We start from the raw sequence: 17167 nt of genomic DNA, 5'->3' as shown, positions 1-17167 counted from the left end.
GAGGTGAAATGTAGTGAATACCAAATATATCAGTACCATCCGCTGGAAGTTCATCTGGGCCTTTGTACTGAGTATTATGTCGGGGGCAGTGCTGCTTTTGGGTGGCTATCGGCTGGTCAATTCCATGATCTATCTGAATCCGGCGGAGCCCTCCGCACCGTACTCTCGTATTCTGAAATGGATTATCAACCATATCGGTTCGGCGCCGCTGATGACTGCTGTCGGGATCGCCAGCTTCCTGATCTTCTTCTTCATCTACACGCGTAAAATCGTCTCCTACCTCGAAGAGATCACCAGAGGTATCCAGCAGATTACGAAGCTTGATGAATCGCACCGGATCGAGGTTCGTACGGCGGACGAGCTGGGGGTGCTTGCGGAGAACATCAACATTATGTCTGAGCGGCTGCAGCGTTCGCTGCTGGAAGAGCGCAAGGCTGTTGAGTCCAAAAACGAGCTGATTACCGGCGTATCGCATGATCTTCGCACCCCGCTGACATCGGTGCTTGGCTTCTTGGAGTATATTGAGCAGGACCGCTGCCGGGAAGAGACGGAGATACGCTACTACGTAGGGATTGCCTATCAGAAAGCATTAGTGCTGCGCAAACTGATTGACGACCTGTTTGAATACACACGGGTTAACAGCAGCAGACTGCCGCTTGTGCTGGAACGGCTCGATCTCAAGGCCTTTATGCGCCAGCTTGCGGAAGAATCCGTTCCGGCCCTGGCCCGTGCAGGCATGACTTATGAATTGTACGATGATACCGAATCGCTGTGGATTGAAGCGGCTCCTTATGAACTGGTGCGCGCTTACGAGAATCTGATTGCCAATGCGATCCGGTACGGCAAGGACGGGAAGCGGCTGGAGATCGGGCTGAGCCGTGAAGGAGACGATGCGCTCGTGCGGATCAGTAATTTCGGCGAGATGATCGCGGAAGGGGATCTCCCGCATATTTTTGAACGGTTCTACCGGGCGGAGCGCTCCAGATCGCAGGTCACCGGGGGATCGGGGTTGGGGCTGGCGATTGCCAAGGGGGTTGTGGAACGGCATCATGGAGAGATCACGGCCCGCAGCAGCAGTTCCCGGACGGACTTTATTACCCGGTTTCCGGTGACTTCTTAACAATCTTCAGCGTTTCTTAAGAAGTGGCAGCGGTAATTCTTAAGATTTAGCCGATATCCTTGTGCTATGGGGATGAAACCCGGGAAGGCAGGAGGAATTGGCTGATGTCAAAAATACACACGATACGCTCACTTTACCTCTACATGTTCTGCGGTAGCGCCCTGCTTAGTGCAGGGCTGCTACTGGCTATGCGGGGGCTGTTTGCTATGCTCTACTCCCGGTATACGCCTGATTCGGCGGCGCTGTTTGTCCGTTTCACGCATTGGATAATGAATCATATCGGCGCAAGACCGGCGGCTGTCATGATGTTCACCGCTGTATGTGCAGGGCTGTTCCTGCTCCGTTCGCAAAAAGCAGCCAGCGATACCACGGCGCTGCTGCGCGCCGCAGAGCAGCTGGCGGCCCGCGGCTCCTGTGAGCTTGCGGACCTTGAGGTGCAATCCGGCGGGGAATTCGGCCGGCTGGCCGCCAGTCTGCGCCGGATTCAGCAGGCCGGGTTGCGGCCGGCCGCGGCCTCCGCCATACAAATACCGGCGCCGGACCCGCAGGAGTCCATGGCGCTTATTCTGCGGACACGGACGCTGATCCGCATGCTGGGACAGGCAGAAGCGGAGTCAGAGGAGGCGGGCTGTAGCATACCGGGTGCGGTTCTGCAGCAGCTGGAGATTGCCAGGCTCGAGGCGCAGGGACTGGAGAAGACTCTGGAGAGATGGATACGGCAGGTATGAGAACAGGACGGAAGCAACTGCTGCGTATTTGCTATGCCGGTTTTGATCTGGCGGTCATCCTAACCATACCGATGCTGGCAGGACTTATCTATATTTTTCAGTATGGGGGACTGATGCTGGACCGTTATCCGGAGAAACTGATTTTACTGGAATCGAGCGTCATTATGGCCTCAGACGGAACTGTGTTGCGGAGAATACCGCTGCCTGAAACAGGCTATCGGACCAATGCCGGACTTGGAGAAATGCCGCAGCTGCTCATAGACACTTTTATTGCTGTCGAGGACCGCCGCTTTTACAGCCATGAGGGTCTGGACTACCAGGGAATAGCCCGCGCATTGGTGAACAATACGGTACGGATGGGGGTATCCGAAGGCGGAAGCAGCATCACCCAGCAGTTGGCACGGGGATTGTATCTGAACCGGGGGCAGAATCTGCTGCGCAAGCTGAATGAGGCTTCGATAGCGCTGGCGCTGGAGAGGCGGTTATCGAAGGATGAGATTCTGCAGCTGTATCTCAACCAAATTTATATGGGGCAAGGGCAATATGGGGTAAAGTCTGCAGCGGAGCGTTATTTTGGCATATCTGACCTGAAGCAACTGGGGATTGGGCAGATCGCGACGCTGGCAGCTATTCCTAAAGGCCCGTCCATTTACAATCCGGCAGACAACCTTGAACGGTCAGCAAGCAGACGGAATCTTGTCCTGAGGATTATGCAGCAGCACAAGCTGATAACAACGGATCAGATGACGGCGGCAATGAACAGCACCTATCAGCCTCCAGTTAGGGCTAAGACTGAGGTTGTCGGGGCGTCCTATATGGATGCGGCACTTCAGGAAGCGATGCAGCAGACCGGGTTATCCCAAAAGGAGCTGCGCACAGGCGGGTACACTCTCGTGACGGGAATGAATATCGGGGCGCAGCGGGCCATGGAACACATATTCTCTCAGGAGGATGCGTTCCCTCCGGATGGAAAAGACCAGAGAGCGGAAGCAGCCATGGTCATCATCGACCAGCGGACTGGTGAAGTGGCCGCGCTGTTAGGCGGGCGAAACCCGAGTACAGGCGATCTGAACAGAGCTGTAATCCCTTCCCGGCAGCCAGGCTCCGCGCTCAAGCCCATTATAGATTATGGGCCGGCGCTGGAGAGCGGCAAATATACGCCGGACAGTCTCCTGCCTGACGTCAAAACAGCCTATGGCAGCTACAGTCCCGCCAATCTGAACGGAGTATATCGTGGGCAGGTGAGCATGAGGGTAGCCCTGCAGCAGTCCATCAATGCCCCTGCGGTATGGTTGCTGCAGCAGGTGGGGGTCAGCTATGCCCGCAGCTTTGCCGCCAGGCTGGGGGTGAAACTCGCGGCAGAGGACAATCATCTGGCTATTGCCCTTGGAGGTCTGCACAGCGGCGTCTCTCCGCTTACGATGGCCCAGGCTTACACCGTCTTTGCGAACGGAGGCATTCTTAACAAGGCATATCTGGTGCGCAGCATCAGGGATGCGCAGGGCCGGGAGGTGTACGCGCATGTCTCTGCGCCGCAGCAGGTCATTTCGGCGCGCACCGCAGCGGATATGACCGGGATGCTCCGTCAGGCGGTGAGTGAAGGAACGGGCAGACGGGCGCGTATGAACGTTACAGTGGCCGGCAAGACAGGAACCACACAGCTGGATCTGCCGGGAGTCCCCGGCAAGGCCAACCGGGATTTATGGTTCGTCGGTTATACCCCTAGATGGACATCGGCGGTATGGATGGGCTTTGACCGCTCCGACCCTGACAACTATATAACTGCCGGAAGCGGGCTGGCGGCTGCTTTATTCTCCAGGGTTCTCTCAAAGCTTTGAATAGATTTGTTTACTCAGCCGCCCATTCCTCAAGCTTCCTGTCACCGGGCAGAAGCAGTGCAAGCAGACCAAGCAGGGGGAGAAATCCGCATGCCACGAACACCGTCGCAATTCCGATCGTATCAATTAAATGTCCGATCACGACAGATCCTATACCGCCAAGACCGAAGGCAAGTCCGGTAATCAGACCTGAGACCGTACCGATATTGCCGGGATACAGCATCTGCGCGTAGATCACAGTTACGGAGAAACTGGATAATAGGATGAACCCGGAGATGATCAGCAGCACTGCCGCCCAGAACTGATTCACAAAAGGCAGAGCCAGCGCAAACGGCACCGTCCCGATCATCGAGACCAGGATGAGATTACGGCGGCCGAAACGGTCGGCGAGCGGACCCCCGAAGAACGTCCCGACTGCACCAGCCGCGAGGTACATGAAAATATAGATCTGGGCATCATCAAGTGTCATTCCGTATTTGTCCATTAAGTAGAAGGCATAATAGCCGCCGATGGAGGCGCCGTACCAGGATCGCACGAACACAATGAAGACCAGAATGACCGTTGTAATCAGAATACGTTTGCTGCGGGCGGGATCAATGGAGCGGGACACTGATTTTTTGCGAAAAGTATACCCGGCATCGAGCATTTCCCGGTACCAGCGGGCCACATAAGTCTGGACGGCGATCCCGGCAGCGGCGATTACGGTGAACCCGAGGGCCCCCATCTGCCCGAAGGGGATGAATACCCATTTCATCAGAAGCGGACCCAAGGACTGACCGGCGTTGCCGCCCACCTGGAAAATAGATTGCGACAGCCCCTTCCGTTGACCGGCGGCCATATGGGCTACACGCATGCCTTCCGGATGAAAGGCGGCTGAACCAAAGCCCACGAGCATCACGGATACGATGACAAGTACGTAGTTCCCGGCAAAAGCGAGTAAGAAGACGCCGGCAAAAGTGCAGCACATCCCCAGAGGAAGCAGAATTGGGCGGGGTTTGCGGTCAGCGGCAAAGCCGATAATGGGCTGAATCACCGAGGAGGTGAGGTTAAGCGCGAATGCAATCCAGCCAATCTGGGCATAAGAGAGCAGCATGTTATCCTTCAGTACAGGAAACATCGCCGGAATAAGCGCCTGGATGGAATCATTGAACAGATGAACAAAACTGACTGCGAGTAAAATCCGGTAAATAGTTGCCTGCTGCAAATTGCGGGATTCCTCAATAGCGGTGGCAGGAGCAGCGGGTATTGACTTGTTGGACATTTGGACTCCTTTCAGAGACGGGAATTAGCAAGAGCATCTATAAGATGAAGATAAATCCTATTGTAGCCATAAGCGATGTATTATGGGAATCAATTTGTGCGGTATAGAGCGTAATTATGCGTTCCTGGTTTTATTTATAAAAAAGGCTTGCAAACATCTGGGCCGCATGATATATTATCTCTTGTGCTTATGAGACATCGACGCTGAAACAAGCGGCGAAGGAAAAATAAGTTGACATGAAATATAGAAACATGATATGATCTAATTCCTGTGCAAGATACATAATGTTGAAATGCCGGGAGCAAGTTCTTTGAAAACTGAACAAATGGAACGCGTTAATTTTTACAAGATTCATTTAATGAATCGTCAGTTTCAAAATGAGCAATCGCTCTTTCTAAATACAATTTGGAGAGTTTGATCCTGGCTCAGGACGAACGCTGGCGGCATGCCTAATACATGCAAGTCGAGCGGAGTTTGAATGGAAGCTTGCTTCCATTCATGCTTAGCGGCGGACGGGTGAGTAACACGTAGGCAACCTGCCCTCAAGACTGGGATAACTACCGGAAACGGTAGCTAATACCGGATAATTTCTTTCCTCTCCTGAAGAGAGAATGAAAGGCGGAGCAATCTGCCACTTGGGGATGGGCCTGCGGCGCATTAGCTAGTTGGTGGGGTAACGGCTCACCAAGGCGACGATGCGTAGCCGACCTGAGAGGGTGAACGGCCACACTGGGACTGAGACACGGCCCAGACTCCTACGGGAGGCAGCAGTAGGGAATCTTCCGCAATGGGCGAAAGCCTGACGGAGCAATGCCGCGTGAGTGATGAAGGTTTTCGGATCGTAAAGCTCTGTTGCCAGGGAAGAACGTCCGGTAGAGTAACTGCTACCGGAGTGACGGTACCTGAGAAGAAAGCCCCGGCTAACTACGTGCCAGCAGCCGCGGTAATACGTAGGGGGCAAGCGTTGTCCGGAATTATTGGGCGTAAAGCGCGCGCAGGCGGTCATTTAAGTCTGGTGTTTAAACCTTGGGCTCAACCTGGGGGCGCACTGGAAACTGGGTGACTTGAGTACAGAAGAGGAAAGTGGAATTCCACGTGTAGCGGTGAAATGCGTAGATATGTGGAGGAACACCAGTGGCGAAGGCGACTTTCTGGGCTGTAACTGACGCTGAGGCGCGAAAGCGTGGGGAGCAAACAGGATTAGATACCCTGGTAGTCCACGCCGTAAACGATGAGTGCTAGGTGTTAGGGGTTTCGATACCCTTGGTGCCGAAGTTAACACAGTAAGCACTCCGCCTGGGGAGTACGGTCGCAAGACTGAAACTCAAAGGAATTGACGGGGACCCGCACAAGCAGTGGAGTATGTGGTTTAATTCGAAGCAACGCGAAGAACCTTACCAGGTCTTGACATCCCGATGAAAGCATTAGAGATAGTGCCCCTCTTCGGAGCATCGGAGACAGGTGGTGCATGGTTGTCGTCAGCTCGTGTCGTGAGATGTTGGGTTAAGTCCCGCAACGAGCGCAACCCTTGACTTTAGTTGCCAGCAGGTCGAGCTGGGCACTCTAGAGTGACTGCCGGTGACAAACCGGAGGAAGGTGGGGATGACGTCAAATCATCATGCCCCTTATGACCTGGGCTACACACGTACTACAATGGCCGGTACAACGGGAAGCGAAACCGCGAGGTGGAGCCAATCCCAGCAAAGCCGGTCTCAGTTCGGATTGCAGGCTGCAACTCGCCTGCATGAAGTCGGAATTGCTAGTAATCGCGGATCAGCATGCCGCGGTGAATACGTTCCCGGGTCTTGTACACACCGCCCGTCACACCACGAGAGTTTACAACACCCGAAGTCGGTGGGGTAACCCGCAAGGGAGCCAGCCGCCGAAGGTGGGGTAGATGATTGGGGTGAAGTCGTAACAAGGTAGCCGTATCGGAAGGTGCGGCTGGATCACCTCCTTTCTATGGAGAATCGTCACCTGCAACGGTGACATTCAAATCGGAAGTATTGCTTCCAAAAGATACTTAACGCGTATCCATTTGTTCGGTTTTGATGGAATTTGCGGGGCCATAGCTCAGCTGGGAGAGCGCCTGCCTTGCAAGCAGGAGGTCAGCGGTTCGATCCCGCTTGGCTCCACCAACAAACTTCATCAATTTGTTATGTCTAGAAACTTTAATATCGTCTGTAATTTCGAACAACACAACCGTGTTTGTCCCGTGATTTCAGCACCTTGATCCTTGAAAACTGGATACCGAAACGAATTTGCGTTTTAGAACATCTTTTAGCTGAAACTTGTGTAAGCAAGTTGAAATAGTTATTAGTGCAGAACGAAGGTTTTCGATTGTGCAGCGACCTTTGGCTTTGAATGTGTTAGTGAATGGAGCAATCCATGAGCGGCATTCAAAACAAGATGAGCAAGCAAGCGAAACACCGGAGTGACGGTTAAGCTAATAAGAGCACACGGAGGATGCCTAGGCGCCAGGAGCCGACGAAGGACGTGGCGAACAACGAAACTGCCTCGGGGAGCTGTAAGCAAGCTTTGATCCGGGGGTGTCCGAATGGGGAAACCCAGCTGTGGTAATTCGCAGTTACTCGTATCTGAATACATAGGATACGCAGAGGCAGACCAGGGGAACTGAAACATCTAAGTACCCTGAGGAAGAGAAAACAATAGTGATTCCGTCAGTAGCGGCGAGCGAACGCGGAACAGCCTAAACCAAGGGGCTTGCCTCTTGGGGTTGTGGGACGTCTCACATGGAGTTACAAAGGAATATGGTAGGCGAAGAGGTCTGGAAAGGCCCGCGATAGAGGTAAAAGCCCTGTAGCCTAAACTGTGTTCTCTCCGAGACGGATCCCGAGTAGTGCGGGGCACGTGAAACCCCGTATGAATCCAGCAGGACCATCTGCTAAGGCTAAATACTACCTGGCGACCGATAGTGAAACAGTACCGTGAGGGAAAGGTGAAAAGCACCCCGGAAGGGGAGTGAAATAGAACCTGAAACCGTGTGCTTACAAAAAGTCAGAGCCCGATCTATGGGTGATGGCGTGCCTTTTGTAGAATGAACCGGCGAGTTACGTTTAACATGCAAGGTTAAGGTGAGAAGCCGGAGCCGCAGCGAAAGCGAGTCTGAATAGGGCGATTGAGTATGTGGACGTAGACCCGAAACCGTGTGATCTACCCCTGTCCAGGGTGAAGGTGCGGTAACACGCACTGGAGGCCCGAACCCACGCATGTTGAAAAATGCGGGGATGAGGTGGGGGTAGCGGAGAAATTCCAATCGAACTCGGAGATAGCTGGTTCTCCCCGAAATAGCTTTAGGGCTAGCCTCGGTGAATGGAGTGGTGGAGGTAGAGCACTGATTGGGTGCGGGGCCCGCAAGGGTTACCAAGCTCAGTCAAACTCCGAATGCCATTAACTTCTTGCCGGGAGTCAGACAGTGAGTGCTAAGATCCATTGTCAAAAGGGAAACAGCCCAGACCATCAGCTAAGGTCCCCAAGTGTGTGTTAAGTGGGAAAGGATGTGGAGTTGCACAGACAACCAGGATGTTGGCTTAGAAGCAGCCACCATTGAAAGAGTGCGTAATAGCTCACTGGTCGAGTGACTCTGCGCCGAAAATGTAACGGGGCTAAACACACCACCGAAGCTATGGCTAGATGCTTTGCATCTGGGGTAGGGGAGCGTTGTATGTAGGTTGAAGGTGTACCGTAAGGAGCGCTGGACAGCATACAAGTGAGAATGCCGGTATGAGTAACGAAAAGATCAGTGAGAATCTGATCCGCCGAAAGCCCAAGGTTTCCTGAGGAAGGCTCGTCCGCTCAGGGTAAGTCGGGACCTAAGGCGAGGCCGAAAGGCGTAGTCGAAGGACAACAGTTTGAAATTACTGTACCACCGTAATCCGCTATGAGCGATGGGGTGACGCAGGAGGGTAGTGACGCGGACTGATGGATATGTCCGTCTAAGCAGTGAGGCTGATGTGTAGGCAAATCCGCACATCACTAAGGCTGGGCTGTGATGGGGAGCGAAAATTGTAGTAGCGAAGGTCATGATCTCACACTGCCAAGAAAAGCCTCTAGCCAGGAGAAGGTGCCCGTACCGCAAACCGACACAGGTAGGCGAGAAGAGAATTCTAAGGCGCGCGGAAGAACTCTCGTTAAGGAACTCGGCAAAATGACCTCGTAACTTCGGGAGAAGAGGTGCCTCGGTAGGGTGAATAGCCCGAGGGGGCCGCAGTGAAAAGGCCCAAGCGACTGTTTAGCAAAAACACAGGTCTGTGCGAAGCCGCAAGGCGAAGTATACGGGCTGACGCCTGCCCGGTGCTGGAAGGTTAAGGGGAGTGGTTAGGAGCAATCCGAAGCTGTGAACCGAAGCCCCAGTAAACGGCGGCCGTAACTATAACGGTCCTAAGGTAGCGAAATTCCTTGTCAGGTAAATTCTGACCCGCACGAATGGCGTAACGACTTGGGCGCTGTCTCAACGAGAGATCCGGTGAAATTTTAATACCTGTGAAGATGCAGGTTACCCGCGACAAGACGGAAAGACCCCATGGAGCTTTACTGCAGCTTGATATTGAATTTGGGTACGATCTGTACAGGATAGGTGGGAGCCGTTGAGGCAGGAGCGCAAGCTTCTGCGGAGGCGCCGTTGGGATACCACCCTGATCGTATCTAGGTTCTAACCTAGTGCCCTAATCGGGTACGGGGACCGTGTCAGGCGGGCAGTTTGACTGGGGCGGTCGCCTCCTAAAGAGTAACGGAGGCGTTCAAAGGTTCCCTCAGAATGGTTGGAAATCATTCGCAGAGTGCAAAGGCATAAGGGAGCTTGACTGCGAGACCTACAAGTCGAGCAGGGACGAAAGTCGGACTTAGTGATCCGGTGGTACCGCATGGAAGGGCCATCGCTCAACGGATAAAAGCTACCCTGGGGATAACAGGCTTATCTCCCCCAAGAGTCCACATCGACGGGGAGGTTTGGCACCTCGATGTCGGCTCATCGCATCCTGGGGCTGAAGTAGGTCCCAAGGGTTGGGCTGTTCGCCCATTAAAGCGGTACGCGAGCTGGGTTCAGAACGTCGTGAGACAGTTCGGTCCCTATCTGTCGTGGGCGCAGGAAATTTGAGAGGAGCTGTCCTTAGTACGAGAGGACCGGGATGGACGTACCGCTGGTGCATCAGTTGTTCCGCCAGGAGCATGGCTGAGTAGCTACGTACGGACGGGATAAGCGCTGAAAGCATCTAAGCGTGAAGCCCCCCTCAAGATGAGATTTCCCAATTAGTAAGACCCCTTGAAGACGACGAGGTAGATAGGTTGGAGGTGGAAGTGCAGCAATGCATGGAGCTGACCAATACTAATCGGTCGAGGGCTTATCCAAATTTCTTAGAGCGCAGATTCGTTTCGGATTCAGTTTTCAGGTGATCAAGCCTGTACGCCATGAAATTTCATTCACACATTCGTGATGAACCGAATTTCAAGCGGCAGCGTCTGTTTCACAGACGCATGTTTGGTGGCGATAGCGGAGGGGTTCCACGCGTACCCATCCCGAACACGACCGTTAAGCCCTCCAGCGCCGATGGTACTTGGACCGAAGGGTCCTGGGAGAGTAGGACGTTGCCAAGCACATGAAGCCATTGTTGAGCAATCGACAGTGGCTTTTTTGGTTTGTGCAGGGTTGTGGAAAAGCTGTGGATAAATTTCAGTAACTGCTGAAAACTTACGCACATGTGGATACAATTTCAGGAAGAAGTCTTTTCCCTGATAATGTGGATTAAAACGCATATTCAGGCGAATGAGTCAAGAGAAAACCTAAGTAATCCACTGTTTTTGTGGATAAAAAGTGAATTTTGTGGATAGATAAATATGAATCGTGGATAACTAATTTTTGCCGGAAGAAACTCTTTCCGGTTTTTTGTTTTACTGTTCAAAACCTGTGGATAACTTTTGTCCGCGGGCTATTTTTGTACCTCATTAGCTTCTGGACAATTTGCTTGATATACTCAATCTGAGCAACCATTGGACTCTATCTCTATAAATTCATTAACGGGGTGAGCAGCATGGAAATAAGGCAATTGCACGCAGATGATTTTGAAGAAGGCTTAGGCTTGTCAGAATATGCTTTTCAGTACAAGGTGATAGGAGAAGACAGGGAACGCGCCAGAGAGAAGTTCAAGCCGGAACAAATATGGGGAGTATTCGAAGGACCAAGTTTAAGTGCCAAGCTGGTACTTCTTCCACTTCAGGCATACATACAGGGCAAGCCCGTATCTATGGGCGGAATTGCGGGTGTAGCCACGTGGCCGGAGAACCGCAGGCAGGGATATGTGGCCAAGCTGTTGACCCATGCGCTGCAAACCATGAACGAAGCAGGGCAAACACTGTCTTTTCTGCACCCGTTTTTAATCCCCTTTTACCGGAAATTCGGCTGGGAGATCTATTGTGAATATAAGAAATATAACATACCTGTGGATAAATTTCCGCGGAAGGCTGAAATACAGGGCTCTGTGAAGCGCGGGGCGGCTGATATTAAAGTATTGCAACAGCTGTATGTCTCATTTGCAACCCGGTACAACGGCACACTGCAGCGTACGGAGGAATGGTGGAAGGAAAAAGTACTCGATGAAGATACACATCAGTGTGTATTTTATTCGCAGCAGGGTGAACCGGAAGGGTATGTGCTGTATAAAATAGTGAACAAAGAACTGGTCATCGATGAATTTGTCTATCTGAATGAGAAGGCCCGGCAAGGGCTGTGGACATTTCTGGCTAACCATGACTCTATGATCACCGGAGCTTCATTGAAGCTGGTTCCCTCTGATGACATTCTGCCGTATTTGCTTCCCGACCCGCGGATTGCCCAGGAGAATTATCCGTACTTCATGGCACGCATTGTCAACGCCCAAGCCTTTATAGAGAATTTGTCTTTCCATGCGCTGAGCGGTATCCGGGAGCGGCTGCTTTATATTGAAGATGAGCATGCCCCCTGGAATAACGGCCTGTGGCGGTGGACAGTAGCTGAACATGGGGAGGTATCATTTACTCAGATCCAGGGGGACAGATCAAACGCTGATCTTATATGCAGTATTGGTACACTTACCGCACTGTTGATGGGATACAGACGTCCAGTTGAAATGGCCCGGTATGGACAGTTATCCGGTACACATGAAGCTGTAGATTGGCTGGAGAAGCTGATCCCGCAGGCGCAAACGGCTTTATTTGATTTTTTCTGACAAACCTGAAGGCTCTTCCGCTTACATTAGAAGCAGGAGAGCCTAAAATACATATCCCCTTGCAATGGGATCCGTGAAGCTATTCGGAATACAATGCGGCTAAAAAGTAAAAAATAAGAGCAACCCCTTGGAATTCAGTGAGAATATGTTATAATATGAAAAAAGTCAAAGAAAGTCAAAGTCAACGCGAGCTCGACAGCAGTGTTCTTAGGATTGTAACAGTTGGAGGTCAGGCTCAGTACGAAGGCTATTGCAGCCGATTCGCACTTCAGTCCCCGGGTTAAATTCTTTAGAGCTATGTATGGACGGTGGACGTTGATACAGCACAAGCTTAACCAAGGCTTACACACTGGAGGATGAGTGATGCGTAATATCTCCGATATTATTGAACAATATCTGAAGAATATTTTGCATGAAAGTCCCGAAGGTACGGTGGAAATTCAGCGCAATGATCTGGCGGACCAGTTCTCCTGTGTGCCGTCGCAGATCAATTACGTCATCAGTACACGCTTTACTTTGGAAAAGGGATATGTAGTGGAGAGCAAACGCGGCGGTGGAGGGTATATCCGGATTCAGCGCTTCGAGCTGCCTCAGAATGTGGCACTGTATGCACATCTGAACTCCACAATAGGGAATGATATTGACCAGAATTCCGCCGAAGGACTGATTTATCAGCTGGAGGAGGCCCGTTTTCTCTCCAAGCGTGAAGCGTGTCTTATGCGGTCCGCTGTTTCCCGGGAATGCCTGACGGTTAATCTGCCGTACCGGGATGAGATTCGTGCCAAGCTAATGAAGGCCATGCTAATCTCTTTGTTAGGCAAATAATTGTCAAAATGTGAGGGAGGGACACCGCTCATGCTATGCCAGGAATGCGGGGTCAAACCGGCTACACTCCATTTCACGAAGATCGTGAACGGAGAGAAGACAGAATTTCATATTTGTGAAAGCTGTGCGCGGGAAAAAGGGGAGCTCATCCCCGGTACTGCCGGAGGATTCTCCATACACAGCTTGCTTTCCGGGCTGCTTGATCTGGAGAGCGCAGGCAAGGGCAAGTCAGAGGCCGCACAGACTGTGCAGGGGCTGCAGTGTGAGAACTGCGGTATGACCTACTCACAGTTCAGCAAGCTTGGACGGTTCGGCTGCAGCTCCTGCTACAAATATTTTGACAGCACGCTGGACCCGCTCTTCAGACGGGTACACGGAAGTACAGCCCATGTGGGTAAGCTTCCCAAACGGGCGGGTGCACAGATCATGTGTAAACGCCAAATTGATGAGCTGAAGCAGGAATTACAGCAGAGCATTATGCAGGAGGAGTTTGAAACTGCAGCCGAGCTGAGGGACAGAATCCGCAAACTTGAAAAAGAAATGCCACAAGAGTAAAGTCTTTGATATATAGGAGGGGATTCCACATGTCAAGTCTCCGGTTTACCGAACAAGCACTTAGTGACTGGATGCGCTGCGGCGGGAGTCATTCCGAGATTGTTATCAGCAGCCGAATGCGTATCGCCCGTAATCTGGAGCACCTTCCTTTCCCGCTATTGGCGTCTGCGCAGCAGTCGGAAGAGGTGCTGGAGCAGCTTGCTCCTGTATTTCAGGGAGAAGCCTCTGCGGATTTCGGCAACTTTCAGCTGCTGAGGCTGGATGAGCTCGATGAGCTGGATAAAAAAGTACTGGTGGAGAAGCATCTGATCAGTCCTAATCTGGCTGATGATTCCAAAGGCGGAGCAGTCATTCTTAATGAGGACGAGTCAGTCAGCATTATGATCAACGAGGAGGATCATCTCCGCATTCAATGCCTGTTTCCGGGTCTGCAGGTGAGAGAGGCCTGGGTCAGGGCAACAGCCATCGATGATATCTTTGAGGCTGCTGTCAATTACGCTTTTGATGACCGCAGAGGATACCTGACCAGTTGTCCCACCAATGTGGGAACCGGGCTCAGAGCCTCGGTAATGGTTCATCTGCCGGCATTGGTTATGACCCATCAGATTAACCGGATTCTATCCGCTGTTAATCAGGTCGGTCTTACCGTTAGAGGAATTTATGGTGAAGGCAGCGAAGCAGTAGGGAATATCTTTCAGATTTCCAACCAGATTACGCTCGGTCAGACCGAGAATGAGATTATTGAGAATCTCCACAGCGTAGTCACCCAGATTATAGAGCATGAGCGGAACGCACGTGAGCGCTTGCTTGTGGATTCCGCTCTGCGGATTACCGACCGCATCAAACGTTCATATGGGATTCTAGCCTACGCGGCTGTGATGGAGCTTAAAGAGTCAGCACAGCGGCTCTCCGATCTAAGGCTTGGTGTAGATTTGGGGATACTGGAAGGGCCTTCGATTTCAGTGCTTAATGAGCTGAATGTCAAGACTCAGCCGGGTTTTCTGCAAAAGCTGTTCGGCGACGAGCTTTCGTCCACCGAACGGGATATGTACCGGGCGAAGCTGCTCCGGGAAACACTGGGATCACAACATTAATTATAGATATATATTATCCGTGGAGGTGCAGGAGATATGATGTTTGGAAGATTTACGGAACGCGCACAAAAGGTGCTGGCGCTGGCGCAGGAAGAAGCCGTACGTTTGGGACACAACAACATTGGGACAGAACATATTTTGCTCGGACTGATTCGTGAAGGTGACGGCATTGCCGCCAAGGCACTGATCGGACTCGGTCTGGGTCTTGAGAAGATTCAGGATGAAGTGGAAACGCTGATTGGCAGAGGTCAGGAACAACCGACCAACATCGCTTATACTCCTCGTGCCAAAAAAGTTATCGAGCTGTCTATGGATGAAGCCCGCAAGCTTGGACATACGTACGTGGGCACAGAGCATATCCTGCTCGGACTCATCCGTGAAGGAGAGGGCGTAGCTGCCCGCGTGCTGAATAATCTCGGTATCAGCCTGAATAAAGCCCGCCAGCAGGTGCTGCAGCTTCTGGGCAGCAGTGAAGCCACTTCAAGCCATAGCGGTGCTCCGGTTAATGTCAGCACACCAACGCTGGATGGTCTGGCCCGTGACTTGACTGCCTATGCTAAGGACGGAAACCTCGACCCTGTTATCGGCCGCAGCAAGGAAATTGAACGTGTCATTCAGGTGCTCAGCCGCCGTACCAAGAATAATCCGGTACTGATCGGTGAGCCAGGGGTGGGTAAGACAGCAATTGCTGAAGGCCTGGCCCAAAAGATCATCAACAATGAAATTCCGGAAACCTTGCGCGACAAACGCGTAATGACCCTGGATATGGGTTCTGTAGTTGCCGGTACGAAATACCGCGGTGAGTTCGAGGACCGCCTCAAAAAAATCATGGATGAGATTCGCCAAGCAGGCAATATCGTGCTCTTCATCGATGAGCTGCATACGCTGATCGGAGCCGGTGGTGCGGAAGGTGCAATTGATGCCTCCAATATCCTGAAGCCCGCTCTGGCCCGTGGTGAACTGCAGTGCATCGGTGCCACAACGCTTGACGAATACCGCAAATATATTGAGAAAGACGCTGCCCTGGAACGCCGCTTCCAGCCGATTACGGTGGATCAGCCTTCTCCTGCAGAAGCTGTACAGATCCTGTTCGGTCTCCGCGACCGTTATGAGGCCCATCACCGGGTGAAGATTACGGATGAAGCTATTGTGGAAGCTGTGAAGCTGTCTGACCGCTATATCCCAGACCGGTTCCTGCCGGACAAGGCGATTGACCTCATTGATGAAGCAGGCTCCAAGGTAAGACTTAACTCTTACACGATCCCGCCGAATCTGAAGGAACTCGAAATGCGTCTGGATGATATCCGCAAGGAGAAGGATTCCGCTGTACAAAGCCAGGAATTCGAGAAGGCTGCAGCGCTGCGCGATACCGAGCAGAAGATCCGTGAAGAGCTGGACACAACGAAGAACCAGTGGAAAGAGAAGCAGGGCCGTACGGACTCCCAGGTTACACCTGAGGATATCGCACAGGTGGTTGCCAGCTGGACCGGAATTCCGGTCAGCAAGCTGAAGGAAGAAGAGACAGACCGTTTGCTGAATATGGAGTCTTTGCTGCATGAACGTGTAATCGGGCAGGATGAAGCCGTTAAGGCTGTCAGCCGGGCACTCCGCCGGGCGCGTGCGGGTCTGAAGGATCCGAAACGTCCAATGGGCTCCTTCATCTTCCTCGGTCCAACCGGGGTCGGTAAAACCGAGCTGGCACGGGCACTTGCCGAAGCCATGTTCGGTGACGAGAATGCGGTAATCCGTATCGATATGTCGGAGTACATGGAGAAGCATTCTACATCCCGTCTGGTCGGGGCGCCTCCAGGCTATGTAGGATATGAAGAAGGCGGACAGCTGACTGAGAAGGTACGCCGCAAACCGTATTCCGTGGTCCTGCTGGATGAGATTGAGAAGGCTCACCCTGAAGTATTCAATATTCTGCTGCAGGTACTGGAAGACGGCCGTCTGACCGACTCCAAAGGCCGTGTAGTCGATTTCCGCAATACCTTAATTATCCTGACCTCTAACGTAGGCGCACAAGCAATCCGTAAGAATTCGACTCTGGGCTTCACCGCGGTACAGGATGCCGGTGCCGATTACGGCAATATGAAGGGCAAGGTAATGGAAGAGCTGAAGAAGAGCTTCCGCCCTGAGTTCCTGAACCGGATCGACGAGATTATTGTCTTCCACTCTCTGGATGAGAAGCATATCGCCGAGATCGTTACCCTGATGTCCGAGGAGCTGCGCAAGCGTCTGCGTGAATATGATGTAGACTTCCTGCTTACTGACGGCGCCAAGGCGTTCCTGGCCAAAGAGGGCTATGACCCGGCCTTCGGTGCCCGCCCGCTCCGCCGGGCGATTCAGAAGCACATCGAAGACCGCCTTTCCGAAGAGCTGCTTAAGGGCAACATCAAGAAAGGTGACTCCCTCAACATTGATGAGGTGAACGGTGAGCTTGTGGTAACCAAAGTGGAAGTGCCGGCCGAGCTCTCCCTGGAGAAGGAAGAGAAGGAAGTCGAAACTGAATAATTTTCCAGCAAT

General features: G+C 52.4%; 9 protein-coding genes, 1 tRNA gene and 3 rRNA genes. 12 read left to right on the top strand and 1 reads right to left on the bottom strand.

Features of this window, described 5'->3' with window-relative positions; translation table 11 throughout:
- Window positions 1–13: 13 nt before the first annotated feature.
- The 3 genes from NSU01_RS32430 (at window position 14) to NSU01_RS32420 (ending at window position 3686) form a co-directional block, all read left to right on the top strand.
- On the top strand, window positions 14–1120 hold the full coding sequence (locus NSU01_RS32430) for a HAMP domain-containing sensor histidine kinase (RefSeq protein ID WP_052422126.1): 1107 nt from the start codon (window positions 14–16) through the stop codon (window positions 1118–1120).
- A 104-nt stretch (window positions 1121–1224) separates the two neighbouring features.
- A complete protein-coding gene (locus tag NSU01_RS32425; RefSeq protein ID WP_076246557.1) occupies window positions 1225–1848 on the top strand; it encodes a hypothetical protein in 624 nt (207 codons plus the stop codon).
- Complete coding sequence (locus tag NSU01_RS32420) at window positions 1845–3686, top strand: PBP1A family penicillin-binding protein (protein ID WP_256703971.1); 1842 nt, start codon at window positions 1845–1847, stop codon at window positions 3684–3686. Before NSU01_RS32425 ends, NSU01_RS32420 begins: the two co-directional genes overlap by 4 nt.
- 10 nt (window positions 3687–3696) lie before the next feature.
- Here NSU01_RS32420 and NSU01_RS32415 read toward each other — a convergent pair whose 3' ends face one another.
- On the bottom strand, window positions 3697–4947 hold the full coding sequence (locus NSU01_RS32415; protein ID WP_076246562.1) for an MFS transporter: 1251 nt from the start codon (window positions 4945–4947) through the stop codon (window positions 3697–3699).
- Window positions 4948–5349: 402 nt separating this feature from the next.
- On the opposite strand from NSU01_RS32415, the gene NSU01_RS32410 reads away from it, so the two are divergent.
- From NSU01_RS32410 to clpC, 9 genes are all read left to right on the top strand, one after another.
- Window positions 5350–6907 (top strand): 16S ribosomal RNA (locus NSU01_RS32410).
- A 102-nt stretch (window positions 6908–7009) separates the two neighbouring features.
- Window positions 7010–7085, top strand: a tRNA-Ala gene (locus NSU01_RS32405).
- A 301-nt stretch (window positions 7086–7386) separates the two neighbouring features.
- Window positions 7387–10315 (top strand): 23S ribosomal RNA (locus NSU01_RS32400).
- 128 nt (window positions 10316–10443) lie between these two features.
- Window positions 10444–10560 (top strand): 5S ribosomal RNA (gene rrf, locus NSU01_RS32395).
- Together the 16S, 23S and 5S rRNA genes with 1 tRNA gene alongside form the textbook arrangement of a ribosomal RNA operon.
- Before the next feature lie 434 nt (window positions 10561–10994).
- On the top strand, window positions 10995–12167 hold the full coding sequence (locus tag NSU01_RS32390; protein WP_076248519.1) for a GNAT family N-acetyltransferase: 1173 nt from the start codon (window positions 10995–10997) through the stop codon (window positions 12165–12167).
- Window positions 12168–12530: 363 nt separating this feature from the next.
- Complete coding sequence (locus tag NSU01_RS32385) at window positions 12531–12992, top strand: CtsR family transcriptional regulator (RefSeq protein ID WP_039298529.1); 462 nt, start codon at window positions 12531–12533, stop codon at window positions 12990–12992.
- Window positions 12993–13022: 30 nt separating this feature from the next.
- Window positions 13023–13547 carry a UvrB/UvrC motif-containing protein gene (locus NSU01_RS32380; RefSeq protein WP_039298531.1) on the top strand — a complete coding sequence of 175 codons (525 nt, stop codon included), beginning with the start codon at window positions 13023–13025 and terminating at the stop codon, window positions 13545–13547.
- A gap of 29 nt (window positions 13548–13576) precedes the next feature.
- The gene (locus NSU01_RS32375) at window positions 13577–14641 is read left to right on the top strand and encodes a protein arginine kinase (protein ID WP_039298534.1); all 1065 of its coding nucleotides are present in this window, start codon (window positions 13577–13579) and stop codon (window positions 14639–14641) included.
- A gap of 36 nt (window positions 14642–14677) precedes the next feature.
- Window positions 14678–17155: an ATP-dependent protease ATP-binding subunit ClpC gene (gene clpC, locus NSU01_RS32370; RefSeq protein WP_042240021.1), complete on the top strand. Its 2478-nt coding sequence runs from the start codon at window positions 14678–14680 to the stop codon at window positions 17153–17155.
- Window positions 17156–17167: the final 12 nt, after the last annotated feature.

Source organism: Paenibacillus sp. FSL H8-0259 (assembly GCF_037963255.1).
Taxonomy (GTDB): domain Bacteria; phylum Bacillota; class Bacilli; order Paenibacillales; family Paenibacillaceae; genus Paenibacillus_AQ; species Paenibacillus_AQ phytohabitans.
Note: the sequence above shows the minus strand (reverse complement) of the source record. Positions and strands in the feature narration are given on the sequence as shown.